Here is a 25,289-nt window from a genome sequence, read left to right as displayed (position 1 = left end):
GGAGCCCCTGAGCGTTTAGGCGCGGATCATCGAGCCTGCGCCGTGATCGGTAAACAGTTCCAGAAGAACCGCGTTCTTTACCCGCCCATCGACAATGGTACAGGCGCGCACACCCGAACGTACGGCCTCAAGCGCGGTTTCGGTCTTGGGGATCATGCCGCCGGCAATCACGCCCTCAGCGGTCATCCGCTCGACATCGGCGGCCTTCAGCTCGGTCACAACCTCGCCGGTGGCATCTTTGACGCCAGACACATCGGTGAGCAGCAGCAGCCGGTCGGCATTGAGTGCGGTGGCGATGGCGCCAGCAGCGGTATCGCCATTGATGTTGAAGGTCTCGCCATTGTGACCGGCACCAATTGGGGCAATCACTGGAATGATGTGTTTTTCAAACAGGTCATGCAGCACCTGCGGGTCCATCTGTGAAGGCGCGCCAACATAGCCCAGCTTGGCATTTGCCTGATCGCAGGTGATCAAATTGGCATCTTTTCCCGACAGGCCAACGGCGCGGCCGCCCTGGCCATTGATGGCCTGAACGATCCGCTTGTTGACGACGCCGGACAGCACCATTTCGACGACTTCCATGGTGGCCTGATCGGTGACGCGCTTGCCGTCGACAAATTCCGACTGGATTTGCAGCTTGTTCAGCATGGCGTTGATCATCGGACCACCGCCATGGACGATCACCGGATTGACCCCAACCTGGCGCATCAACACGATATCGCGGGCAAAGGTTTCCATGGCTTCATCGCTGCCCATGGCATGGCCACCCAGCTTGATGACAACAATGGCTCCGTCATAGCGCTGCAAATAGGGCAGGGCGCTCGACAGAGTTTCGGCAGTGGCAATCCAGTCGCGGTTCATATCTTGTTTCTTCATGGCTCAGGGTCCTCTTGGCATCCGGTGTTACGCGGTTCCGCCCGCGCTGCCAAGTGCGACATCAAGTGCGACATTGAGATTGCAGCCCCGGACTGGGCTGATAGGGTCGCCGCATTGATGAAATAGACGGATATGACGCCATGCGCCAAAAGACATTGCTTCTGACCGGCGCCAGCCGGGGCATTGGTCACGCAACTGTGCGACGGTTCAATGCCGAAGGCTGGCGGGTGATCACCTGTTCACGCCAGCCTTTCCCTGAGGAATGCCCCTGGGGCGGTGGTGCAGAGAATCACGTGCAGCTGGATCTGTCGGATCCCTCTGACACTATCAATGCGGTCGGCGTCATCCAGGAACGACTGGGCGGACAGTTGGATGCGCTGGTCAACAATGCCGGCATATCCCCCAAAGGCCCCGAAGGCGAGCGGCTGAGCACTCTGGACACGGATCTGATGACCTGGGGCAAGGTCTTTCATGTGAATTTCTTTTCTTCGGTGGTGCTGGCGCGTGGGCTGAAGGATGAGCTGGCAGCCGCCAAGGGCTCGGTGGTCAATGTGACCTCGATCGCCGGCAGCCGGGTGCACCCCTTTGCTGGCGCAGCCTATGCCACCTCCAAGGCGGCCCTTGCGGCCCTGACCCGCGAGATGGCCCATGATTTTGGCCCCCTGGGCGTGCGGGTGAATGCTATCGCCCCAGGAGAGGTCGAGACGGCGATTCTGTCCCCTGGCACCGATAAGATCGTCGAAAAACTGCCGATGCAGCGGCTGGGCCAGCCCGAAGAAGTCGCGGCGGCGATCTACTTTCTATGTTCGCAGGAAAGCTCTTACATTTCGGGCTCCGAGATCGAAGTGAACGGCGCCCAGCACGTCTGATCCAGCAGGGGGATAAGGCTTGGTAATTAAAAGCCCCGCAGAACCATTTCAGGCTCTGCGGGGCTTTGATGTTTTGGGGCCCTGCGCGGGTGATCCGCAGAGCGGGCTATAGTCTATTCAAGACCGCAGATGATGGAGCGCAGCGTGGCGATGCCATCACCTTTTTCCGAAGAGGTCAGCACGATCTCAGGATAGGCGGCGGGATGGCGCGCCAGGACGGTCCGGACCTGTTCAATCACCCGCTCACGGTCCTTGAGTTTGACCTTATCAGCCTTGGTCATCACCACCTGAAAGGTCACAGCAGAGCTGTCCAGCAGGCTCATGATCTCTTCATCGACATCCTTGGCACCATGACGACTGTCGATGAGCACAAAGGCGCGACGCAGGGTCTGACGCCCCGAGAGATAGCGTTTGAGCAGCTTTTGCCACTTCTCCACCACTGCCAGCGGCGCATTGGCATAGCCATAGCCGGGAAGGTCAACGAGGTAGAGTTCGGGGCCCTGGGTGAAATAGTTGATTTCCTGGGTGCGGCCGGGAGTGTTGGAGGCACGGGCCAGACCCTTGGTGCCCGTGAGGGCATTGATCAGGCTGGATTTGCCAACATTGGACCGGCCCGCAAAACAGACTTCCATCCGGTCCGCTTCGGGCAGGCCGGACATGGCGACAACGCCTTTGACAAAAAGCGATTCGCCAGCAAAGAGCTTGCGACCCTTCTCAGCGGTGATCTGGTCTGGCTCTTCGGCCAGTTGGAATGAAATCTGCATCACAGTACCTCTACACTATCGCTCAGGAGAATGTTGCCACCACTCAGCACCTCGGCATAGACCGAGAAGTTCTGATGTCCCCAGGTCTCCTTGAGCGCCTTGAGAGTGTCGGCGTCGCGTTCGCCGGTTTCCGGGTTGGCTGTGGTTGCCAAGCAGCGCACCACGGGTTCTCGGACCCGGAACACGGCCTCACCGATACGGATGTCTTTGCCGATGAAATCATTCTCGGCCCAGGCCTCGCCCAGGTCGAACCAGATATTGCCGCGCCAGCGCAGTGGCGAGATCTCATGACCAAGGGCCTGTTCGACGGCGCGGTGCGATGCCCAGTTGCACAGGCTTACCGAGGGGTAATCGGTATCGGTCATGCCGCGTCCGGGCACCCGGATGATCCGAGCAGAGGCCGCACGATTGGCTGGGGTCAGGGGCTTTTCCCATTCGAGAAAGCGCTGAAGATCCTGCGGATCTTCGGGGTCAAAGCTGATCTCGGGGCGCGTGGGATGGCTGAGGGTGAGCCGACCGCTGGCATCATCAAGCTGGGCATTGATCGCCATCAACTGCGGGGCCTTGGACCCGCGGGTGAAATTGGCACAGGGCGCCCATGCGGATGCATCCGCCTTGGAGCTCTCATGCGCAACCGCCCAGACGCGATCGCCGGGCATTGTCTGCCCGGCGATCATGGTTACGCTGTCCAGTGCTTCCCGCCCGTGAGATTTGAGCGGGTGGCGCCAGATATTTGTAACGGTGTGGGTCATTTCTGATCCGTCTTTGGCTTACGCTTGACGCTGGCCTTGATGTTGCCAAAGACGTCAGGTTTGTAGCCATGGCTGCGCATGATCAGATACTGCTGGGTAAAGGTGATGGTGTTGTTGGCGATCCAGTAGACAACCAGACCCGAGGCAAAACCACCCAGCATGAACATGAAGACCCAAGGCATCCAGGCAAAGATCATCTGCTGAGTCGGATCCGTTGGCGCCGGGTTCAGCTTTTGCTGCAGCCACATCGAGATACCCAAAAGCAGGGGTAGGATGCCGATAAAGACCAGAGCCAGAAGACTTTCCGGAGCCGGGCCTTCAAAGGGCAGCAGACCAAAGAAGTTCATGATCGAGGTCGGATCCGGCGCGCTCAAATCCTGGAAAGGACCAAAGAAGGGCGCGTGACGCAACTCCAGCGTGACAAAGATCACCTTGTAGAGCGAAAAGAAGATCGGAATCTGGATCAGGATCGGCAGGCAGCCAGCAGCGGGATTCACTTTCTCCCGTTTATAAAGCTCCATGATCTCTTTCTGCTGCTTCTGACGATCGTCGCCAGCGCGTTCTTTCAGCTTCTCCATCTCTGGCTGCAGCTCTTTCATCTTTGCCATCGAGGCATAGGATTTATAAGCCAGCGGGAAGACGATGATCTTGATCAGAACGGTCAGGGCGATGATGGCCCAGCCCATGTTGCCAATCAGCGCATTGAGCCAGTGCAGCACGGCAAAGATCGGTTTGGTCAGGAAGAAGAACCAGCCCCAGTCGATGCTGTCGAGGAAGCCAGCAATGCCGCCCTTTTCATAGGCGCGGATGGTTGCCCATTCCTTGGCGCCGGAAAACAGCTGAGTGGTGACCTCAGAGGTTTCACCAGCCGCAAGGGTCACGGTCGGCAGAACCACATCTGTCTGATAGATGTCGCGGCGCTCGTCATATTTGACCGAAGAGCGGAAGGCCTGGCCGGGTTCTGGGATCAGTGTCGACATCCAGTAGTGATCGGTAAAACCAATCCAGCCGTTCTCTGTGACCTGCTGGAACTCAGAGCGCGATCCATCACGGGGATCTACGTCAAAATCCGCAACGTCGGAGTAATCCAGCTCGGCCAACTCGCCATCAGCCATGCCCACAACGCCTTCGTGCAGGATGAAGAAGTTCTTCATGTCCGCAGGCTCACCATGGCGCGCCAAGGTACCATAGGGGGCGAGCGAAACGCTGGCACCGGAGGCATTGGTCACAGATTGAGTGATCGCGAACATATAGTCTTCGTCCACCGCGATGGTGCGGTTGAAGGTCAGACCTGTGCCATTGTCCCAGGTCAGGGTGATGGGACTGTCAGGCGCCAGCTCAGCGCCTGCAGGCGCGCTCCACAGGGTATTCGCCCCTGGCACATCTGCAGCTGTCAGGCCGCTGCCCGGTGCCCAGCCATAAAGCGCATAATAGGCGCCCTGTTGGCCAACAGGGGACAGGAACTGGACGATTTCCGGCGCATCATTGGTGATCCGGTAGTCTTTCAGTGCCAGATCGTCGATGCGGCCCCCCTGCAGCGAGATGCTGCCAGTGATGCGATCAGACTCGATGCTGATGCGCGGCGCATCAGAGGCGCTGGCCTCTTCGCCTGGCTGGCTGGTTACAGCATCGGCTGCAACGGCACTGGGGCTGCTGGCGGCCGCCTCTGCGGGCGCCGTTTCGGTTGCCACAGCTTCAGGAGCCGGAGCGACCTCTGGGGGTGGGAAAAAGTACATCCACCCAAGAAGCACGAAGCTGCTGAGTGCGATTGCGAGAATGAGATTCTTGTTCTGGTCGTCCATTTGGGACTGCCACCTCGTGTAGGGAATGACAGGGTGTGGTTCAACAGAGAAGACCCCCAAAGGTCAAGCAGAATCACTGATATCCGGGGCGGCAAAGCGCCCCGAGGCGGGAAAACCCGGTTTCAGCAGCTATTTGGAATGGGGTCAGCGGGTATGGCGGCCGATTTCCGGAGCGTCTTGCAGCTTGGCTTCATGGGCGGTGATCCAGTCCAGAGTCTGGTCAAACGGCATGGGGCGACCAATGCCAAAGCCCTGAACATGGCCACAGCCAAGCTGTGACAGCAGGGCGTGTTCGCCAACCGTTTCGACACCTTCTGCCAGCGTATCCAGATCGAGCCGCTCGGCCATGGTCAGAATTGCTGCGATAAGTTTTTGCTGATCCGGGTCCCGATCTGCGCGCAGAACAAAGGAGCGGTCAATCTTGATTCGCGAGATGTTGAACCGACGTACCGCTGAAATCGAAGCATGGCCGGTCCCAAAATCATCCAGTTCGATATGGCAGCCCAGTTCGCTGAGCGCCGCAATATTGCGGGTGACAATATCATCTGGGCGGTCGGTCATCACGGTTTCAAGGATCTCCACCGACAACCGTGCGGCAGGTAGATCGAAACGTTCCAACTCCCATTTGATGTTTTCAGCCAGGTTTGGATTGCGCAGCTCCTGCGTGGCAAAGTTCACTCCAACAGTGGGAACTTTCAGACCCGCAGCATCCCAGGCGTTCAAGGCGGTCAGTGAATGATACAGCATGACCTGGCTCAGCCGTTCCATCAGGCCTGCCTCTTCCAGCACGGGCAGGAACTTGGCAGGGGGGATCAGCCCACGCACCGGATGCATCCAGCGCGCCAGGGCCTCAAAGCCCGAAACACGGCCAGTGTCGGTGCAGATTTGCGGTTGGAACCAGGGTTGGATATGACCCGCTTCCAGCGCTTCGGCAGCCTCTTCGCGCAGGTTGCCGCGGGCTTTGCTGCGTTGGTGCATATCGGCCGAAAACACCCGGATCCCCGAGGGACCGTTTTGCTGAGCTTCGCTCAGCGCCGCGCAGGCTGCAGCGGACCAGTCGGCATAATCCGTGCTGGGGGCCCGTGTATTCAGGCAAAAGCCAATCGAGGAGGTCGCATAGACCGTGGTGCCATCCAGCGAAATTGGCTCTTCGACGGCGGCCTGAATACGCCCGGCCATTTGAACACAGGTTTCCAGGTCCAATTGCAACACCGGGGTCAGGCAAATGGCAAATTTGCAATCGCCAACGCGGGCAACGGTGTCGCCATTGCGCAGGGTGCTGGCAATACGTTCGCCGCAGCTTTGAATGATCCGGTCGCCGGCTTCCTGACCTTCCCGGTCAGTGAGCTCTTTGAATTCATCAATTTCGACATAGTAAAGCGCCGAGCGTAGCTCGGTTTTTGCGCAGTCTTCGACGATGCGCTTCATTTCCAGCTCAAAGCCCTCGCGCAGCATGAGCCCGGTCACGCTGTCGCGGGAGGCAAAGTTTCGTCCCTGCGCGGAAAAGCCACCAAAGGCGGCAAAGATCAGCGGAATGCCCAGAGCCACCCAGAGCAAGGCGACTTCGCCACCAAGCCAGAAGGTGGCCAGAGTTACGGCAGGTAGGAACGCAAGAATGGGGGGCGCCAAGAGCGCTGGAGCCAATCTAGCCCGAATTCGGTAAATGAGACCGGAATTCGATTTATTCATGTTCAGACCTTTCGCCTAAAGCAGGGATGCCTTGGCAGAATAGAGGCCTGTTTCTGACTTCGGAGTTAACGCAAAAGTGGAATCTCGTCTGAATCGGCGCTTTTCGGACCGATTTTACGTTCAAGCCCCGCAAAATCGAAAAGCTTGGGGTCCAGAAGATGCGAAGGGCGGGCATTGGTCAGGGCGCGGAACATCACCTGGCGCCGTCCGGGACTATTGGTCTCCCATTGGTCGAGGATCTGTTTGACCTGCTGGCGCTGCAACCCGTCCTGACTGCCACAAAGGTCACAGGGGATGATGGGATAATTCATTGCTTTTGCAAACTTTTCACAATCCACCTCGGCCACATGGGCGAGGGGGCGATAGACAAAGAGATCGCCCTCTTCGTTGACCAGTTTTGGAGGCATGGTGGCGAGGCGGCCGCCGTGGAAAAGGTTCATAAAGAAGGTTTCGAGGATGTCATCGCGGTGATGGCCGAGAATCACTGCCGAACAGCCCTCTTCGCGAGCAACCCGGTAAAGGTTCCCACGGCGCAAACGTGAGCAGAGCGCGCAGAAGGTCCGCCCCTCGGGCACCTTGTCCATCACGATACTATAGGTGTCCTGATACTCGATCCGATGCGGCACTCCCATCTTTTCCAGGAAAGCCGGAAGCACGGTGGCCGGAAAACCGGGTTGGCCTTGATCCAGGTTGCAGGCCACCAGATCGACTGGCAAAAGCCCACGCCACTTCAATTCATAAAGCACCGCCAGCAGGGTATAACTATCCTTGCCGCCCGATAGGCAGACCAGCCATTTCGGTGTCCCGCCATCAGCAGGACGTTCCACCATGCCATACTGCTCAATCGCTTCGCGGGTCTGCCGCACGATGCGCTTGCGCAGCTTCTTGAACTCGGTGGTCGAGGGCGCCCCGGCAAAGAGCGGGTGTATTTCGGTCTGGTCGTCATCAAACATGGCCGAGCTCCTGATTCATGACCGCGAGGCATAGGCCAGGTTGGCTTGGAAAGTCAAAACCCTATCTGATCAGCTTTAGATTGTGGTACTCTGATCGTGTGAGTATTTTTAGGGAGTGTTTTAATGGACTATTTCTTTTCTGTGCGTGGCCGCTCGGGTGATCTCTATTCTGACAGATTGGGAAAGGCAAAATACCTGGCGATCCCGGGTTCCGTGAAAAAGGCAACGCGCGCCCACGAGATCAATAAGAGTAAATGGTTTAAGGCGGTGCAGTCCAAGGCCGGAGCCAATCCGCCCGCCAAGGGTCATATCGTGATCTTTGTTCACGGCTTCAATACTGAACAATACGACATGCTGGAACGCCACCGTAAGATCAGAAAAGGTTTGGAAGCACATGGCTTTAAGGGAACCTTGATCAGCTTTGACTGGCCCAGCGATGGCTCTGCGCTTGGGTATTCATCGGATCGGCGTGATGCGCGGCTTTCTGCGGACCGTTTGTTCCAGGATGGGCTCACTCAGCTTTCAGCTCTGCAGAAAGAGGATTGTGATTTCAACATCCATGTTCTGGCGCATTCGATGGGGTGCTTCCTGCTGCGCGAAGCCTTTGACTATGCAGATGATGACCACAAAACAGCGCAGCGCAGCTGGACGGTGAGCCAGATTGCTTTGGTTGCGGCGGATATCTCACAAAAATCAATGCGCGAGGGCAGTCCCAAATCATCATCTTTGTTGCGCCATTGCACTCGGGTCACCAGCTATTACAGCCCTTTTGATGACATTCTGTCTATTTCAGAAGTGAAACGCATTGGCGTCAGCCGCCGGTTAGGACGCGTTGGGCTGCCCCAGGATCATGGTGAAAAGGCCGTGAACCTCTATTGCGGGCAATACTACAAAGACAACAGCGATGACTTTGGCGCTGAAATCGGCATCTCCCATCGCTGGTATTTTGATTCCCCGCGCTTTTACGAAGATCTGTACCACACCTTCATGGGCAGGCTGGACCGGGATGTCATCCCGACGCGGACACGGACAGATCAGGGCAATTTGGCGCTGGTCTGATCCTGGGCGGCCGGGTCACGGCCGTTGTCGTGGTCAGGGTCACTACCGGGCACCGGATCATAGCCACTCCCGCCGAGGGGGTGGCAACGGCCGATGCGGCGTATCGTGAGGTATGCGCCCTTGAGGGCGCCGTGTTTTTCCAGGGCTTCCAGGGAATAGGCTGAACAGGTCGGTTGATAGCGGCAGTTAAACCCCACCCAAGGCGAAAAGATCAGCCGATAGGCGCGGACCGGCAGGGCCAGGATATGGGCAAAAGGGGTCATGGTGCCAAGATAGCGGGAGTGATGCGAAGACAGAAGATCATCCGTGGATCTTCTTCACCGCATAGGCCAGATCACGCTTGAGATCTTCAAAGCCACGATTGGCTGTCGCCTCGGCCCGGCCAATCAACACATAGTCCCAGCCGTCGCGGCCAAGAGCGGGCAGCACATGGCGCGCGGCTTCCCGCAGTCGGCGCTTGGCGCGGTTACGGGCCACAGCGTTGCCTACCTTTTTGGAACAGGTGAACCCAACGCGAAAACCCTCGGCCTCGCCCGCTTTACGTTGGCGGCCCTGTACCATCATGCTTTTGGTGCCCTGACGGCGGGCACGGGCAGCGGCCAGAAATTCGCTGCGTTTGCTGAGCACCACCAAAGCGGGGCGCTTCTGTGCTGCCTCCGCGCAAACAGAAACCGCCGAAGGCTGGTTCCCGGCGGCAGCTGAGCTGTCCTGTGGGGCCTTCGGCGGTGTCATATCTGTCAATCCTTGGGGCGTCGCGCTTATGCGCTCAGCTCCTTGCGGCCACGTGCGCGGCGTGCGTTCAGGATCTTGCGGCCTGCCTTGGTGGCCATGCGCGCACGAAAACCGTGGCGACGTTTACGAACCAGGTTCGAAGGCTGATAGGTGCGTTTCATCGCTCCGGTCTCCAATTTCTACATCGGGCAAGCGGAATCGCCACCCGGAAGGTCAATCTCGAAGCCCGGTCTTTAGAAGGGATTCTCTGGCAAGTCAAACGCTGAGCCGGTTGTTTTGGCCTCTTCTGGGCAGATTTCTTTCAAAAACCCCCGAAAAGCGCAATACAGCCTCAGGAATGTTTCAAAGCCTCTGGGCAATTCTGCGAATCCTCACGAAAAGAGCCTAACAGATCAAGGCCGCGTGATCAGCCGCCGCTAAACCTCGCAGGCTCTATAGATTAAGCGTAGCACCATGGACCAAGCCCAATGCAGGGCAGAGTGACAAAAGAGATGAGTAAGATGTCAGAGACGCCAAAACGCGGGATTACCCGTCACCTTCCCCTGATCATCGTACTGGTGATCGCGCTGATCGGGGCCGCAACGCTCAAGGATCATCTCAGCTTTGATACGCTGCGCGACAATCATGAAGTGTTGATGGCCTTCCGCGACCAGAATTTCATCGGTCTGGTGGGGCTCTTTGTTGGCATCTATATCCTGATCGTGGTCTTTTCATTGCCCGGCGCTGCGGTGGCGTCGGTCACTGGGGGCTTCCTGTTTGGACTGACAACCGGGACGGCGCTGAATGTGCTGGCAGCGACCATTGGTGCCTCTGGCATCTTTCTGGCTGCACGGCTGGGGCTGGGGGAAATGCTCACCTCCAAGCTGGAAGCGGCAGAGGGCCGGGTGCAGATGCTGAAGCGGGCGCTGCGCCAGAATGAAATCGAGGTGCTGCTGCTGCTGCGTCTGGTGCCTGCAGTGCCGTTCTTTGTGGCCAATCTGCTGCCTGCGTTGGTTGGGGTGCGCTTTGGCAATTTTCTGTGGACCACTGCGCTGGGCATCATTCCGGGGGCGATTGTCTTTACCTGGATCGGCGTTGGCGTTGGCGAAGTTTTTGATCGCGGTGAAGATCCGGATCTGTCGCTGCTGTGGGAGCCACATGTGATTGGTCCCTTGCTGGGGCTCTGTGTTCTGGCGGCCATGCCCATCATCGTCAAATCCCTGCGTGCAAAGAAAGCGAGCTGAGCCATGACTGTCTCCTCTCAGACCCCGATAAAATGTGACCTCTTGGTGATTGGCGCCGGCTCGGGCGGGCTGTCGGTTGCGGCGGGGGCCAGTCAGATGGGCGCCTCTGTCGTGCTGCTGGAAGGCCATAAGATGGGCGGGGACTGCCTGAACTTTGGCTGCGTCCCCTCCAAGGCCCTATTGGCCAGTGCCAAGGTCGCACAGACCCAGGCGCATTCCGCCGCCTTTGGCGTTGCGGATCAGGTGCCGCAGGTGGATTACGCCGCCGCCAAGACCCATGTGCACAACACTATTGAAACCATCGCGCCAATGGACAGCCAGGAACGGTTCGAAGGCTTTGGCGTCAAGGTCTTTCGCGAATTTGGTGAATTCATCTCCCCAACAGAAGTGAAAGCGGGCGATCATGTGATCTGCGCCCGCCGGGTGGTGATTGCCACCGGCTCTTCGCCGCTGGTGCCGCCGGTGCCGGGGCTGGAGAGCGTGCCCTATGAAACCAATGAGACCCTGTTTGATCTGCGTGAACGCCCCGAGCATCTGCTGATCATTGGCGGTGGTCCCATCGGCATGGAGATGGCCCAAGCGCATATCCGGCTGGGCTGTAAGGTCACGGTGATCGAAGGCGCCAAGGCGCTGGGACGGGATGATCCCGAAGCCGCTGCCATCGTGCTGGAGGCTCTGCGAGATGAGGGTGTGGAAATTGCCGAGGATGCGCTGGCTGCCGAAATAACAGGTGAGGCTGGCGCTATCGAGGTGAAGACCAAAGATGGGCGCAGCTTTGCGGGCTCGCACCTGTTGATGGCGGTAGGGCGCAAAAGCAATGTGGAACGGCTGAACCTCCAGGCCGGCGGGATCGAACCGAGCCGTACAGGGATCAAGGTGGATGCCTCGCTGCGCACCAGCAACAAGAGGGTCTATGCCATCGGGGATGTGGCGGGTGGGCTGCAGTTCACCCATGTGGCGGGCTATCATGCAGGGGTGATCATTCGCTCGGCGCTGTTTGGCCTGCCCTCCAAGGCGCAGGAGCTGCATATTCCGCGTGCCACCTATACCGATCCGGAACTGGCGCAGGTTGGCCTGAGCGAGGCCGCGGCGCGGGCGCAATATGGCGATAGGCTCGAGCTGGCGCGGTTTGATTTTCATCACAACGACCGGGCTCTGGCTGAGCTCAAGACCAAGGGTTTCATCAAAGTGATGGTGGTCAAGGGACGGCCTGTCGGGGCGACAATTGTCGGTCATCAGGCGGGTGAATTGATATCATTGTGGTCGCTGGCTTTGGCGAATAGGCTGAAGATGAGTGAGGTCGCTGCGATGGTGGCACCTTACCCGTCGGTTGGGGAGATCAACAAACGTGTCGCCGGAGCATATTTCTCGCCACGGCTCTTTGAGAGCCGACTGGTCAAACGCGCGGTGCAATTTGTGCAACGCTGGATCCCTTAAGCTGGAAAGGGCTCTATGCTGAACTCGCTCTCAGGCAGGTTTTTGGTCCTGACCGTCGTCTTTGTCATGTTGGCCGAAGTTCTGATCTTTGTGCCATCGGTTTCTCGTTTCCGTCTCGACTACCTGTCCGAACGTCTGGAGCGGGCGCAGATTGCCTCTTTGGCGCTCCTGGCCGATGACATGCTGGAAACCGATCTGGAAGCTGAACTGCTGGAGAATGCGGGGGTCTATAACGTGGTGCTGCGCCGCGATGAGATCCGCCAGCTGGTTTTGTCGTCACCGATTCCAGATCCCATTGCCGGCACCTATGATTTGCGTATGGCCAATGCCTTGACCCTGATTGGCGATGCCTTTCGCCAATTGGCCAGCCCTGAAAACAGAATCATTCGCGTTATTGGCGCGCCGGTCCGTGATGCCGGGCTGCTGATTGAAATCACCATCGAGACCGCGCCGCTGCGCATGGCGATGATCGACTACGGCGTGCGGGTGTTGCTCTTGTCGGCGGTGATTTCTGCCTTCACGGCGGTGTTGTTATTCGCCGCTGTCCGGGTGTTCCTGGTGCGCCCCATCAAGGGGGTGGTTGGCTATATGCAGCGCTATGCTGCCGCACCCGAGGATGCCCGTGGGATCATCCAGCCCAATGCCGGGGTTATCGAGCTGCGTGAGGCCGAAGAGGCCTTGCTGCAGCTGCAGACCGAATTGACCCAGGCGCTGCGGCAACGCGAACGCCTGGCCCAGCTGGGGGGCGCAGTGGCAAAAATCAGCCATGACCTGCGCAATATTCTCACCTCGGCGCAGCTGTTTACCGACCGTATCGAGATGAGCGAAGACCCTTTGGTGCGGCGTCTGGCGCCGAAACTGGTGAACTCGATCACCCGAGCCGTTTCCCTATGCGAGGGCACCCTGGCTTTTGGTCGCGCTGAAGAACCCGCCCCCACCTTTGCTCATGTGGCCTTTTGTGAGTTGGTGGAGGATATCGTCGAAAGCGAATTGCTGGCGCCGGGCGAGGTTGCCGTTGATCTGATCAATGCGGTGCCAAAGGGAATGGTGCTGCGCGGGGATTCCGAACAATTGTTCCGGGTGGTGATGAACCTGGTGCGCAATGCCCGCCAGGCAATCGTGGCAACGGGCAAGCCCGGCAGCGTCACCATCGCTGCCCGCGACGAGGAGGATGCCTGGTGGATCACGGTCTCTGACACCGGGCCGGGTCTGCCCAAACGGGCCCAGGAAAATCTGTTTACCCCCTTCCAGGGCAGTGTGCGCAAAGGCGGCAGTGGTTTGGGCCTGGCTATCGCGGCTGAGTTGACAAAGGGCCATGGCGGTTGGGTGAGGCTCAGCCAGACCGGCCCCGGTGGAAGCAGCTTTGAAATTCATCTGCCAAAAGGCGACGGAACCCTGTGAAGAGGGCGGGGTTGGCCTTGCCAAAAGCAAGATTTCAAAAAGAGGGCAGCTTGGGTGTTTTTGGGGTTGCGCCCCCCATCCCCTAGCACTAAACCCCGCCGCAGTGGACCGATAGCTCAGCTGGATAGAGTACCTGACTACGAATCAGGGGGTCGGGGGTTCGAATCCTCCTCGGTCCGCCACTGCCTTCATTTGCAAATCACCAGGTCGGACATTCGGATGAAACTGATTGTTTGGTGCGACTCCGACTGCTGAAGCGCAACGAAACCTGTCACCCGATCCCCGTCTTTGCGCTGTATTGTTGCCGACACATCCCTCCCGGATTACCTGGAGGCGCGTTCCGAGGGATGCGGTTTTAGCTGGCGGGAATTTGGGCTGGGGAGCCGCTGGAGAAGACAGTCGTGCCGGGCGGTATGTCGCATTTGGGTATTGGAATATGACCGCTAGGCTGCCTGAAATCCGTTGATGGGCCCAACTAAAAGGACGGCGTTATGCGTATGAAGGTTTTCTCAGCGGTCCAAGGCTTGTCGGAGGCGATCCGTGGTCTTGGTCTTTTCGTCGGGCTTTGCCTGCCGGCCTTGGCCTCGGCGCAGGAGCTAGAGGTTCAGCAGGTGACAGCTCAGGTCTGGGCCATCGTTGGCCCCAATGAACAGCGCAACTCTGACAATCTGGCCAATAACGCCACCTTTGGCCTGATCGAAACCGGAGAGGGCGCGATTCTTGTGGATCCGGGCGGCTCTGCAAAAGGTGCGGAGGCCCTGCACGCGATTGTGCAGGGGCTGACGGATCAGCCGGTGAAATATGTGATCAATACGGGCGGGCAAGATCACCGTTGGCTGGGCAATGGCTATTGGCAGGCGCGGGGCGCGCAGGTTATCGCCTCTGAGGCGGCAGTTGCGGATCAAAAGGCGCGTGGTTCGATGCAGATCTCAGCCCTGTCGCAGATGCTGGGGGGCGCTCTGGAGGGCACCGAGCCCTCCTTTGCTGACATCATTTTTAAGACCGACTACCAATTGGACCTCGGGGGCATGCGCTTTGACATCATGCACCGTGGGGCGGCGCATACCCTGGGCGACAGCTTTGTCTGGCTGGCTGCGCAGGATGTGATGTTCACTGGTGATATCGTTTATGTCGACCGTATGTTGGGGATTGGCCCGGCTGGTGACAGTGCGAGCTGGCTGGAGGTCTTTGATGCCATGGCGGGGTTTGACGCGGGCCATATCGTTCCCGGCCATGGCGGCGCCACCGATATGGCGCAGGCCAGAGCAGAGACACGGGACTACCTGGCCCATCTGCGCCATGCGATCGGCCAGATTATCGAGACCGGGGGATCCATCGACGCGGGAACCCATATAGATCAGTCCCAGTTCAGCCATCTGGCGGTCTTTGATCAGATCGCCAGAAAAAACGCGCAGAACCTCTATATGCAGATGGAATGGGAATGACTCTGTGGGCAATCGGGCCGAGATGCCTTTAGCATGGGCGGCAGATTTGATAGGCCAAGTCCAGCACCTGAAATCACCTGAGAGAGACTGACATGCGTAAACTGCTTCGCCCAGAATCCGTTCATTCTGCCATTGAGGACAAGATCAGCAGCTATCACGCGGAAATTGTTCAGCAGGTTGAAGAAGCTGTCGCTGCCAATGGGGTGGTTGTGGTGGGGATGAAATACAATCCCTTTGTATCCAAGGCCCGCAAAGCGCTGCAAGAGGCGGGCATTGCCTTCACCTATCTGGAATACGGCAGCTATACTGCGCAGTGGCACAAACGGCTGGCGCTCAAGATGTGGTCTGGATGGGCGACTTTTCCGATGGTCTTTGTTGATCAGCGGCTTGTGGGGGGCTTTTCTGAACTGCAGGCACTGCTGTCTGGACCGGTCGAGGATTTCCCCGCTTTGCAACGCGGCTGAGGACCGGTGGTTTTGACGCAACCCGGTTTTGCGGCGCGCGCAGTGCTAGATTTTGGGCGGCGCCCGTCCCAGCGGCTCAGAGCTGCCGGCAGGATTCATGGCAGGAGGTTAGGGTTGGGATCGGATGTCCAGGTGATTCCCTAAAACCCAACTCTGTGGTGCATTTTTTAGTCACCTCGGGGGAAAATGCCGTTTTTTTTAGCAATGAACGGTTGTTTGCGCCTTCGGACGTTGAGTTGCGACGTTTGGCTTTAAGAAAAAAAAAGGGTTTTCAGGGGTATTTACTTTGCCAATAGCGAACAGATTACACGCGGAGTATGGCATTGTTTTTTAAAAGAAAGTCTCAAAAAGAGAGTTCCGAAGTTGAGACGAGCAAGGTCATTGCAGGGGTGATAGACCGCACGCAGGCAACTATTCAGTTCGATCCGAAGGGCACAATTCTGACGGCAAACAAGAATTTTCTGCGGGCCGTTGGCTATGATCTGGAAGAAATTGTTGGTCAGCATCATTCGATGTTTGTTGCGCCGGATATTGCCCAAAGCCCTGCATATAAAGAGTTTTGGCAGAGACTGGCCAAGGGAGAGGATATCACCGACCAATTCCCCCGTGTAACCAAGGATGGATCGACGATCTGGATCCAGGCCACCTATGCGGCTTGTCTTGGCGAAGATGGTGTTGTGGACCGCGTGGTCAAGGTCGCCAGCGATGTGACCGGGCGCCGTCGCGGGCTGGGCGCGATTTCCGAAGGGTTGGATGCCCTGCGCCAAGGCGATCTAGTGCACCGGGTCGAAGTGTCTGATATCCCTGACATCGGAAATCTGGGCCGGGCCTTTAATGAATCCGTCGAACAGTTGGAACAGACTGTCTCAAATGCCAAAACCGTATCTGCTGGTGTTGGCCGAACCGCCGGCGAAATCAACCAATCCTCCAGCGATCTGTCGCAGCGCACTGAAAGCCAGGCGGCAACTCTGGAGCAGACCGCCGCTGCGCTGGAAGAGTTGACCACAACGGTCCAGTCCTCGGCGGATGGGGCCAAAAAGGTTGAAGTGATCGTGGGGGAGGCACAGGCCGTCGCCACCCAGAGCGGCGTTGTGGTTGGGAAGGCCATTGACGCCATGTCAAAGATCGAAGGCTCTTCTGATGAGATTGCCAAGATCATCACGGTGATTGATGACATCGCTTTTCAGACCAACCTTCTGGCGCTCAACGCCGGGGTCGAGGCCGCAAGGGCTGGCGAAGCCGGGCGCGGTTTCGCGGTTGTCGCCTCTGAGGTGCGCGGGTTGGCGCAGCGTTCTGCTGATGCGGCGGGCGAGATCAAGGATCTCATTGCTCAGAGCCAGCATCATGTGACCAGCGGTGTAGATCTGGTTGGCAAAACCGGCACCGAATTGGAGCGCATTATCAAAAGCGTTGGCACAATTTCGGTCCATATCGGCGATATCGCGCGTGGCGCGGCTGAACAGTCTTCTGCCCTGTCTGAGATCAATACCGGGGTGGTGCAGCTGGATCAAGTTACCCAGCAAAACGCTGCCATGGTGGATCAATCTGCCGCCGTCAGCCGAACGCTTTCCAATGACGCCGGGCAATTGACCCAGCAACTCGGCGCATTCAAGATATCGGGCGAAGGTCGGGGGCCAAGTGCATCAAACGTGGTACCTATGCCCGCAGTGCCCCCAGTGCAGGCTTCAGCCACTAGCACGCCATTGGCCGAAACCGGAACCGGGGGCGTGGCCTCAGCCCATGGGGCTTCGATTGGCTGGGATGATTTCTAGGCTTTTGCCGACATCAGCTTTGACGCGTTCTGCAACGGTCCGGTTTTCCGGGCCGTTGGCGATTCCGGCCCCGTCTATGACCTGCGAGCGGCCGCTATGGAAAACCCATTGTGATCCAGGTTAAGCTGGTTGAAGGCAAAAGCAATATTGACACTCTCCCCCCCTGCCGCGACGGTGGCGCGATACGCAAGTTGGGGGCAAAAAGGTGACATCAAGCGCGTTGAGTTTTCCAATCATTCGCACCGCCGGCCTCGACGGAATGCTGGTGACATTTGCAGATGCTCTGAGTGAGCCATCCAACCGCGCCACCCTGGCCTTTAGTGCGGCAGTCAGAGCGCGGGACTGGGCGGGCGTGCAGGAGGTCTCGACCTCGCTGGCCTCTGTATTCCTGCGCTTTGACAATACTGCCCTGCAACATGAGGCGCTCAAGGATCTGCTGTGGGCCCTGCTGGAAGAGCAGGATTGGCAACAGGCTCCACTGCCACCGGGTCGGCGCTTGTGGCGGGTGCCGACGGTTTTTGGCACCGACCTGGCGCCACAGCTGGCCGAGGCCGCCGATGCTGCCGGCCTGACCGAAGCCCAGGCGATCGAAAGTCTGGGCAGCGCTCGGGTGCGGGTCCTGACCATTGGTTTTGCGCCGGGACAGCCCTATCTGGGGCCGCTTGGGGCCGAATGGAACCTGCCACGCCAGACCGCGCTAACCCCACAAGTGCCCACCGGGGCGCTGGTGCTGGCGATCAGCCAGTTCGTGCTCTTTGCCACCACAGCGCCGACCGGTTGGCGTCATGTCGGGCAGACCGGCTTTCGCGGTTTTGATCTGGATCGGCCCGAACCCATCGCTCTGCGTCCGGGGGATGAGATGATTTTTACCCCTGTCAGCAGATCCGACTATGATCGCTTTTGTGCGGAAGACAGCCAATATGGTGGCGCCAGCCGCGAGGGGATTCCGGCATGAGCGCTCTCAAGGTTCTTCGCATTGGTCCGCTGGCCTCGATTCAGGATCAGGGGCGACCGGGCCAGTTGCAGCGGGGGGTGTCTCGCGGTGGGGCGGCGGATCTTTTGGCGCTGGCCGAAGGTGCGGCCCTGCTGCGGCAAAAGGCAGATCTGGCAGCGCTTGAGATGGCGGGAATTGGTGGGCTGTTTGAGGCGACGGCGCCTTTGCGGATTGCCCTCACCGGGGCGCCGATGCAGGCGAGCCTTGATGGTGAAAACCTGGCCTGGAATGCCTCGCACCAGATGCAGGCCGGGCAAAAACTCGACATCGGAGCTGCGCGCCAAGGCGTCTACGGCTATCTGCACCTGGGCGGGGGCATCGACAGCGCGGTTCAGCTTGGCGCCCGTGCAGTGCATTTGATGTCTGGTCTCGGCAGTCCGGTGGCGGTGGGCGATCTACTGCCCTGCGGCGCGGACCCAGGGCGTGAGGTCGGGCTTGGGCTGCAGGCTGAGGATCGTTTTCAGGGCGGCGCTTTGCGGATCGTTGCTGGCTTTCAGTCGGATCTCTTTGACGCGGAGGTCCGTGCGCGCTTTGCCGATACTGCTTTTAAACGGGGTGGACGTGCCAACCGGATGGGGGTCGAGATGGTCTCTGGCGGCGCAGGGTTCGCGGCGGCGGGGCAGCTCAATATTCTGTCCGAGATCATTTTGCCGGGCGATGTGCAGATGACCGGCGATGGCAAACCCTTTGTGCTGTTGCGCGAAGCCCAGACCACTGGCGGCTACCCGCGGATTGGTACGGTCCTGCCCTGCGATCTGAGCAAGGTGGCGCAGGCGCAGACCGGGTTGGATCTGCAGTTCACTTGGGTCACATTGGAAGAGGGGCTGGCGATTCAGGCAAAACACGATGCCCTGGTGAAAGCGCTGCCCGCGACCTGCAAGCCTGTGTTACGGGACCCTGCCCGTATGCAGGATCTGCTTTCTTATCAACTGGTCGGCGGGGTGATCTCGGCCCAGGCGGACCCGTTCGACACTGGAGATATCACATGAGCACCACGGATAAGGCAAAAACCGTCGATCTAAACGCGGATATGGGCGAGAGCTTTGGCCCCTGGAACATGGGCGATGACACAGCGCTGCTGGACATCGTGACCTCGGCCAATATGGCCTGTGGCTTTCATGCAGGCGATCCGGATGTGATGGCCGCGACCATGGCGCTGGCCCGGGACAATCGGGTCGGTATCGGCGCGCATCCCGGTTTTCCGGATCTACAGGGGTTTGGCCGACGCAAGATGCAGATGTCGCCAGCCAGCTTGGGCAATATGGTGCGCTACCAGCTGGGGGCCGCGCGCGGTATGGCGACAGCGCTGGGCACCGAGGTGCGCCATCTGAAACTGCACGGGGCGCTGTCCAACATGGCCTGTGTTGATCACGACATGGCGCGGGCCTGTTATGAGGCGGCGCTGGAGGTAGACCCCGATGTCATCATCATGGTCCTGGCGTCGACCGCGATGGAAGAGGTGGTGCGCGAGCTGGGCTGTAACTGGTGCGGCGAGATCTTTGCCGATCGCGCCTACAATGATGATGGGACCCTGGTGGATCGTTCGCTTCCGGGCGCGGTGATTCATGACGCGGCGCTGGCCGGGCCGCGTATTCTGCAAATGGTGCAGGAGGGCGCAATCATTACTGAGAGCGGCAAACGTATTCCGACCTCGATCGACACCATCTGCCTGCATGGCGACACGGCTGAGGCGGTGGCGCTGGCAAAATCGGTACGCAGCAGCCTCGAGGCGGGCGGTGTTAAGCTGGCGCAGTTCAGCGGACGGCAAGGCTAGTCTGTCTTAGCCCATAGCGTTGAGGATCAGCGTGGCAATCTGGGTAGAGGAATGAACCCCCAGTTTGCCATAGGCGCGGCGGCGTAGGGTGCGGATGGTATTCTCTGATACGCCCAGCTCCAGCGCCGTGCCCGCAACACTCAGGCCCTGCACCCCAAGATCACAGACCTCGGCCTCGCGCGGGGTCAGGGCACCAAAGGGGCCTGCATCCTGTTCCCGCAGGGTTGAGGCCCGTGCACTGGCCGCCTGTCCAGTGGCGGCGGCGCCGGCAATCCGGTGGCGCAACCCGATGAGTTCATGCGCCAGCGGCAGAACCTGTTGTAGGCGCTGCATCTCCTGATCGGAAATCCAGCCGGATTTCTCCCCCCGTAGAAAGAAGGTCTGAAAGCCAACGCGATCGCTTAAGGATGATACAGTGACCCGCTCAATCACCTGATCGCGGGCGTAGATCGGGCTGATCGGATCATCTGGTGTGGGGCGCCAGCGTTCGATCACCAGCCCGCTGCCCTCGGCGGCGCGGATCCTTTGCAGGATGCTTTGAATCAGACGCTCATCTTTCAGGATGGTGCTGGCATTGCGGTTGAACCAATAGCCGCTCATCTCTCCGGCCCAGATCGACAGGACTGGCGCGGGGCGGGACATATCAGCGACATAGAAAGTACCAAAATTGGCAATCTCGGCCGCCGCGCGGATATAGCTGAGCAAGTGCTGGGCGAAGTCAGGTCTGACCACCGCGGCAGCCAGTTCTGCGACATCGTCTCTGGGGAGCGGTCTGGGGGGAAAGGTGTCACTCATTCGGGTGACAGACTGAGGCCGTCTCTGTGGAATAGTCAAGGCACTTCAAACCATCTCAGCACAGAGGCCCGGCCACTATGACCAAAGTCTTTTCAACCCGGCAACGCCCTATCCATATGGGCCCCTTTCCGATGGAACGACTGGTGCGGGGGCCAATGCCGGATCTGGATGCGGTGCCGAGGTCGCAGCCGCTGGAGTTTCGCCGACCGACCACGCCTGCCTCAATCGTCAATGCCATGGGGGAATACCAGGCGATGATGGATGCCATCCGCGACGGGTTGGTGAATAGGGCACAGGCCAGTTGCCCCGGTGACCCGCAGGAGCGCGCCGATCATATCAAGGCCTTTGGCTATTTCTCTGACGCGTCGATGGTGGGGATTGGCCCGGTTCCCGCCTCGGCGCGGCTGGCGCAGCCTTATCGCAATCCGGACATTGACCGTTTGTCGGAGGATCTGAAAACCCGCCAGACCAAGACCCTGGCGGCGGGGATCGACCATATCATGGCGGATCTCAAAGAGGCGATGCAGGCGCCGCCCACGACGATTGGCGATCATAAACATGCCATTGTGTTTCTGTATGATATGCCCCGTGATCCACGCCCGGAGGAAGAGGGGGCGGAGTGGATCCAGGGGGCAGAACAGCACCGTGCCTGTTTGCGCGCCAGTGAAACCGCCGTAGTTCTGGCCAACTACATCCGGCTGCTGGGCTGGGACGCCAAGGCGCATACGGGTACCTCGTCGGATGTGGATCTCAACCAGCTGACTGTGGCGGCGGGGCTGGTCACAGTGCAGGACGGGCATCTGGTCAGCCCCTACCTAGGCGCGCGTTTTGGTTTGGCGGTGGTCACCACCGATTTTGATCTGGCAATGGACCGCCCGTTGCTGCCGTTGGATCAGCAGCCGATGATGCAGGTCAAGGGGCCGAAATGGTGGCTGGGCCTTGGCTCAGAACGCTCGGCTTTGAACGGTGATCCCTTTGAGGCGCGCGATTTCAAGGATGGGCCGCATCCCTTTGAAACGCTAAAGCGGGTCGAGGATCCCACCACCTATATTGATGAACCCAATGTGGCGCGGGTGCCAAAGCGCGCGGATATGTTTGCCCGCAGCCAGTTCGGCGACATGGGCAAGGGTAACCAGGCGGCGGCGACTGGCGGGTTTTATGTCCGCAAGGCAGCGCCCTCTATGGCGCAGCGGCGGATGCTGGGGGCCTTTGTGCTGTTGCAGGACGGCGTGCCTGCCAAAGGGCCGCGCCCCAGCGATGCAGCCCGCAACGCGGCCAATGTCAAAGCAGCAAGTTATTGGCTGGGTATTGATGCGGTCGGCATCAGCCGTTGCCCCGACTGGACATGGTACAGCCACGATGCGACGGGGGCCGAGATCCACCCGGAACATGATCAGGCGATCAGCATGATTGTGGATCAGGGCTTTGACACCACCGAGGGCACTTCGGGCGATGATTGGATCGCGGTAGCCCAGTCGATGCGCGCCTATCTGCGGTTCTCCCTGCTCGGCGGCGTGATTGCCCGCCAGATCCGTAACCTCGGCTACAAGGCCAAGGCCCATACGGTGATGGATGGCGAGGTGTTGCAGCCGCCACTGTTGTTGATGGCGGGTCTGGGAGAGGTCAGCCGCATTGGCGAAGTGATCCTCAATCCCTTCCTTGGCCCAAGGCTGAAGTCCGGTGTCGTGACCACGGATATGCCGATGGATCACGACAAGCCGATCGACTTCGGTCTGCAAAAATTCTGCGAAGCCTGCAACAAATGCGCCCGAGAATGCCCTTCGGGGGCGATCACCGCCGGGCCCAAACTGATGTTCAACGGCTATGAGATCTGGAAATCGGACAGCCAGAAATGCACCACCTACCGGATCACCACGCCGGGTGGGGCCATGTGTGGGCGCTGCATGAAGACCTGCCCCTGGAACCTCGAAGGCATCTTTGCCGAACGCCCCTTTCGCTGGGCGGCGATGAATATGCCCAAGGCCGCGCCGGTGCTGGCAAAACTGGATGATGCGCTGGGCAATGGCGAGATGAACCCGGCCAAGAAATGGTGGTGGGATCTAGAGATGGAAGAGGACGGTGGCTATCGCCCGACGCGCCATCCGGTGAATGCACGCGCCCTGCAAAAAGATCTGGATCTGAAGTATGAGGACCAGACCCTGGCGGTCTACCCAGCACATCTGGCGCCACACCCCTGGCCCTATCCTTTCCCGATGGATCGTGAGGCGGGGATCGAGGCCTACCAGCAGATGATCACCGCAGAGGAATACAGGGCCCGGCGCGCCAAAGGTGAGACCGGGGCATGGGATCACCGCTATAGTAATGATGTTGACAGCCCTGTGCTGGGCGTGCGGGTGTCGCGGGTCGAGGCCATGAGCCCGGATGTGACCAAGTATGAATTTGAGAGCCTGGACGGGGCGCCTTTGCCGCGATGGGCGGCTGGGGCGCATCTCGATATCGTGGTGGCGCCGGAATACCTGCGGCAGTATTCCATGTCGGGCGATCCGGCGGACCGCTCAAAATACCAGATTGGGGTGCTGCGCGAAGACGCAGGCCGTGGCGGTTCCCAGCTGTTGCACCGGATCTTTGCCGAGGGGCGCAAGGTCTTCATTTCGAAACCGATAAACCATTTCCCATTGGAAGAGGGGGCGGCGAAATCCTACCTTATGGGTGGCGGCATTGGCGTCACACCGATGATCGCAATGGCGCATCGCCTGCATGCGCTGGGCCAGGAGTTCGAGCTGCATTATTCGATCTCAAACCAGTCGGATGCGGGCTATCTACAGGATCTGGCCGCGGTGCCCTGGTCGGATAGGGTGCAGATCCATGTCTCGGCCGACGGCAGTCGCGCCGATCTGGATCAGCTGCTGTCTGGCTACGCACCGGGTCAGCATGTCTATACCTGTGGCCCCGACCTTTACATGGAGGGGGTGATGCAGGCCGCCGCGCGCCAGGGTTTCCCGGAAGAGGCGCGTCACCTTGAATATTTCTCGGTGCCGGAATTGCCGGAGTATGAAAACCACGCCTTTACTCTGAAACTGGCCCGTTCTGGTCGGGAACTCACGGTACCAGCAGAAAAGACTGCCACCGATGTCTTGCTAGAAAATGGTGTCCAGATTGATGTCAAATGTTCCGACGGGATCTGCGGGGTCTGCAAATGCGGGCTGCTCTCTGGCGAGGTCGAACATCGCGATTTTGTTCTTTCAAAGGCGCAGCGCCAAGACGCGGTCATCCTGTGCCAATCCCGTGCGGCTGCAAAAGACGGTGTTATAGAGGTCGATCTGTAGCGGGTCAGCCTGGGCTATCGCCCAAACCAGTCTGGCAGCCGGGTGCGAAAGGCAAACCGCAGGCTCTTGGCGCGCAAAATTGATTTGTCTTCGTCCCGCACGGGCTGTTGCAACTGCGACCAGGCCTGCTCCTCTGCCTCGGGCCAGGGAAGACAGGGCAGGGCCTGCGCCTTTGCGACCTTCTCTTCGGCCTCCCTGTCGGCCTGGTGCCAGGCCTTTCCTGGCAGGCCGGGAACATTGCTGTTGCCCACCGCCTTGCGGATGTCACTCATGGTGGCGAGGGCCGTCTGATCGGTGAATTTCAGATGGGCCAGATAGACCCCGCGTGGCATGGCAAAGGGAAACTTGGCCAGTCGGTCTGGGCGCAGCTGAACCCCATGGCGGCGCAGCCCAATGGGGCGCCGCACCGCCCAGGCCTTGCTGTAGTGGCCAGTGAACACTCCGTCTCGGGCGCGGGAAAACACCTCGGCGGTTGCCTTGTCGGCTTGCGGCGCGGAAAAATCAAACAGATTGAAGCCAAGCGCAAAAACCGCAGCGGCCTCTTGGGCTTGCAGAAGGTCACCAAAAGAGGTCCACTGATTGGGATCAAGGCAGATCAATTCATCGGCGTCGGTTCGAATGACCCAATCATAGAGCTCCAACAACCCCTGTTGAAACCCGTTCAGCATCCGCCCTCGCCAGTGATCAAACCCCTGCAGGCGGTCACGCGGAATGGTCAGGACCGAAGCGCCGGGGCAGATCTCCTGAATGCGCGGGTCTGCCCCATGGGAGACAATATAGAGATTCTCGGCCCCAAGCAGCCGACTATAGTGGTGAAACCATTGGGTCAGAGCCCAATGATCTTGATAGACCATGGTGAGTGCACAGATTTTCATCCCTTCACTATGAAAGGGAAGCACCGCCGCGCCAAGTGGAAAGCAAATACCGCAGCCCTGCGAGGACCTGGGGTTCAGCCCTGTATCTGCCCAGCGGCGATCGCGGGGCTTGGGGTGGGCGAGGCGAGGAAAACGCCCGGTCGCCGCAGGCGAGAATCGCGGAGAGTCGCTGCGCCTCTTGTGGCTGCGGGCGCAGCAACATCTATATCTAGCAGTGAGGCCAGTTGTGTTGCGAGAGAGGAAGAGAGTTAGGCAGGGATTCTCCAAGGGAAACGCCTAAAGGGTGAGCATTAATCCTTTGTGATTGCTGTGATTTTTGGATTTTT

23 protein-coding genes and 1 tRNA gene are annotated in these 25,289 nt (G+C 59.2%); 13 read left to right on the top strand and 11 right to left on the bottom strand.

Annotation, left to right across the window (positions count from 1 at the left end; genetic code table 11):
• Positions 1-15: 15 nt before the first annotated feature.
• The gene (argB, locus tag AN476_RS18160; protein ID WP_054463203.1) at positions 16-876 is read right to left on the bottom strand and encodes an acetylglutamate kinase; all 861 of its coding nucleotides are present in this window, start codon (positions 874-876) and stop codon (positions 16-18) included.
• Between the two features lie 140 nt (positions 877-1,016).
• Between argB and AN476_RS18155 the strand changes: the two genes are divergently transcribed.
• Positions 1,017-1,745 carry an SDR family NAD(P)-dependent oxidoreductase gene (locus AN476_RS18155; protein WP_054463202.1) on the top strand — a complete coding sequence of 243 codons (729 nt, stop codon included), beginning with the start codon at positions 1,017-1,019 and terminating at the stop codon, positions 1,743-1,745.
• A 113-nt stretch (positions 1,746-1,858) separates the two neighbouring features.
• Here the strand turns inward: AN476_RS18155 and yihA are convergent, their stop codons facing one another.
• The 5 genes from yihA to ttcA form a co-directional block, all read right to left on the bottom strand.
• A complete protein-coding gene (gene yihA, locus AN476_RS18150) occupies positions 1,859-2,509 on the bottom strand; it encodes a ribosome biogenesis GTP-binding protein YihA/YsxC (protein ID WP_054463201.1) in 651 nt (216 codons plus the stop codon).
• Positions 2,509-3,261, bottom strand: a complete 753-nt coding sequence (locus AN476_RS18145) for an MOSC domain-containing protein (RefSeq protein WP_054463200.1) — start codon at positions 3,259-3,261, stop codon at positions 2,509-2,511. Before AN476_RS18145 ends, yihA begins: the two co-directional genes overlap by 1 nt.
• Complete coding sequence (gene yidC / locus AN476_RS18140) at positions 3,258-5,063, bottom strand: membrane protein insertase YidC (RefSeq protein ID WP_054463199.1); 1,806 nt, start codon at positions 5,061-5,063, stop codon at positions 3,258-3,260. Before yidC ends, AN476_RS18145 begins: the two co-directional genes overlap by 4 nt.
• A gap of 144 nt (positions 5,064-5,207) precedes the next feature.
• Complete coding sequence (locus tag AN476_RS18135; RefSeq protein ID WP_054463198.1) at positions 5,208-6,752, bottom strand: bifunctional diguanylate cyclase/phosphodiesterase; 1,545 nt, start codon at positions 6,750-6,752, stop codon at positions 5,208-5,210.
• A gap of 65 nt (positions 6,753-6,817) precedes the next feature.
• On the bottom strand, positions 6,818-7,705 hold the full coding sequence (gene ttcA / locus AN476_RS18130; RefSeq protein WP_054463197.1) for a tRNA 2-thiocytidine(32) synthetase TtcA: 888 nt from the start codon (positions 7,703-7,705) through the stop codon (positions 6,818-6,820).
• 123 nt (positions 7,706-7,828) lie between these two features.
• Between ttcA and AN476_RS18125 the strand changes: the two genes are divergently transcribed.
• Positions 7,829-8,764 carry an alpha/beta fold hydrolase gene (locus tag AN476_RS18125; RefSeq protein ID WP_054463196.1) on the top strand — a complete coding sequence of 312 codons (936 nt, stop codon included), beginning with the start codon at positions 7,829-7,831 and terminating at the stop codon, positions 8,762-8,764.
• Here the strand turns inward: AN476_RS18125 and yidD are convergent.
• The 3 genes from yidD to rpmH are packed head-to-tail and all read right to left on the bottom strand — an operon-like array spanning position 8,740 to position 9,657.
• Positions 8,740-9,027, bottom strand: a complete 288-nt coding sequence (gene yidD / locus AN476_RS18120) for a membrane protein insertion efficiency factor YidD (protein WP_054463195.1) — start codon at positions 9,025-9,027, stop codon at positions 8,740-8,742. The two genes, AN476_RS18125 and yidD, sit on opposite strands and share 25 nt — an antisense overlap.
• Before the next feature lie 37 nt (positions 9,028-9,064).
• The gene (rnpA, locus tag AN476_RS18115) at positions 9,065-9,496 is read right to left on the bottom strand and encodes a ribonuclease P protein component (protein WP_054463194.1); all 432 of its coding nucleotides are present in this window, start codon (positions 9,494-9,496) and stop codon (positions 9,065-9,067) included.
• A gap of 26 nt (positions 9,497-9,522) precedes the next feature.
• On the bottom strand, positions 9,523-9,657 hold the full coding sequence (gene rpmH, locus AN476_RS18110; RefSeq protein WP_008554144.1) for a 50S ribosomal protein L34: 135 nt from the start codon (positions 9,655-9,657) through the stop codon (positions 9,523-9,525).
• Between the two features lie 330 nt (positions 9,658-9,987).
• Here rpmH and AN476_RS18105 point away from each other — a divergent pair, with 330 nt between their 5' ends.
• The 10 genes from AN476_RS18105 to AN476_RS18060 all read left to right on the top strand — a co-directional run bounded on the left by AN476_RS18105 (position 9,988) and on the right by AN476_RS18060 (position 20,006).
• Positions 9,988-10,719 carry a TVP38/TMEM64 family protein gene (locus tag AN476_RS18105; protein WP_157063803.1) on the top strand — a complete coding sequence of 244 codons (732 nt, stop codon included), beginning with the start codon at positions 9,988-9,990 and terminating at the stop codon, positions 10,717-10,719.
• A 3-nt stretch (positions 10,720-10,722) separates the two neighbouring features.
• Entirely contained in the window at positions 10,723-12,156 is a 1,434-nt protein-coding gene (locus AN476_RS18100) for an NAD(P)/FAD-dependent oxidoreductase (protein ID WP_054463192.1), read from the top strand.
• 15 nt (positions 12,157-12,171) lie between these two features.
• On the top strand, positions 12,172-13,557 hold the full coding sequence (locus AN476_RS18095) for a HAMP domain-containing sensor histidine kinase (RefSeq protein ID WP_054463191.1): 1,386 nt from the start codon (positions 12,172-12,174) through the stop codon (positions 13,555-13,557).
• Between the two features lie 105 nt (positions 13,558-13,662).
• Positions 13,663-13,739: transfer RNA gene (locus tag AN476_RS18090), tRNA-Arg, on the top strand.
• Positions 13,740-14,048: 309 nt separating this feature from the next.
• A complete protein-coding gene (locus AN476_RS18085; protein WP_054463190.1) occupies positions 14,049-15,002 on the top strand; it encodes an MBL fold metallo-hydrolase in 954 nt (317 codons plus the stop codon).
• Between the two features lie 92 nt (positions 15,003-15,094).
• On the top strand, positions 15,095-15,466 hold the full coding sequence (locus AN476_RS18080; protein ID WP_054463189.1) for a glutaredoxin: 372 nt from the start codon (positions 15,095-15,097) through the stop codon (positions 15,464-15,466).
• 323 nt (positions 15,467-15,789) lie between these two features.
• On the top strand, positions 15,790-17,238 hold the full coding sequence (locus AN476_RS18075; protein ID WP_054463243.1) for a PAS domain-containing methyl-accepting chemotaxis protein: 1,449 nt from the start codon (positions 15,790-15,792) through the stop codon (positions 17,236-17,238).
• Between the two features lie 205 nt (positions 17,239-17,443).
• Positions 17,444-18,193: an allophanate hydrolase subunit 1 gene (locus AN476_RS18070; protein WP_256363957.1), complete on the top strand. Its 750-nt coding sequence runs from the start codon at positions 17,444-17,446 to the stop codon at positions 18,191-18,193.
• Complete coding sequence (locus AN476_RS18065) at positions 18,190-19,221, top strand: biotin-dependent carboxyltransferase family protein (protein ID WP_054463187.1); 1,032 nt, start codon at positions 18,190-18,192, stop codon at positions 19,219-19,221. Before AN476_RS18070 ends, AN476_RS18065 begins: the two co-directional genes overlap by 4 nt.
• The gene (locus tag AN476_RS18060) at positions 19,218-20,006 is read left to right on the top strand and encodes a LamB/YcsF family protein (protein WP_054463186.1); all 789 of its coding nucleotides are present in this window, start codon (positions 19,218-19,220) and stop codon (positions 20,004-20,006) included. Before AN476_RS18065 ends, AN476_RS18060 begins: the two co-directional genes overlap by 4 nt.
• A 6-nt stretch (positions 20,007-20,012) precedes the next feature.
• On the opposite strand, the gene AN476_RS18055 is transcribed toward AN476_RS18060, so the two are convergent.
• Positions 20,013-20,801: a helix-turn-helix transcriptional regulator gene (locus tag AN476_RS18055; RefSeq protein WP_054463185.1), complete on the bottom strand. Its 789-nt coding sequence runs from the start codon at positions 20,799-20,801 to the stop codon at positions 20,013-20,015.
• A gap of 77 nt (positions 20,802-20,878) precedes the next feature.
• On the opposite strand from AN476_RS18055, the gene AN476_RS18050 reads away from it, so the two are divergent.
• Positions 20,879-24,088 carry a 2Fe-2S iron-sulfur cluster-binding protein gene (locus tag AN476_RS18050; RefSeq protein ID WP_054463184.1) on the top strand — a complete coding sequence of 1,070 codons (3,210 nt, stop codon included), beginning with the start codon at positions 20,879-20,881 and terminating at the stop codon, positions 24,086-24,088.
• 14 nt (positions 24,089-24,102) lie between these two features.
• Here the strand turns inward: AN476_RS18050 and AN476_RS18045 are convergent, their stop codons facing one another.
• Positions 24,103-24,963 carry a glycosyltransferase family 2 protein gene (locus AN476_RS18045; RefSeq protein WP_054463183.1) on the bottom strand — a complete coding sequence of 287 codons (861 nt, stop codon included), beginning with the start codon at positions 24,961-24,963 and terminating at the stop codon, positions 24,103-24,105.
• Positions 24,964-25,289 lie beyond the last annotated feature (326 nt).

The sequence above is a fragment of the Phaeobacter sp. 11ANDIMAR09 genome, assembly GCF_001294455.1.
Taxonomy (GTDB): Bacteria; Pseudomonadota; Alphaproteobacteria; order Rhodobacterales; family Rhodobacteraceae; genus Pseudophaeobacter.
Note: the sequence above shows the minus strand (reverse complement) of the source record. Positions and strands in the feature narration are given on the sequence as shown.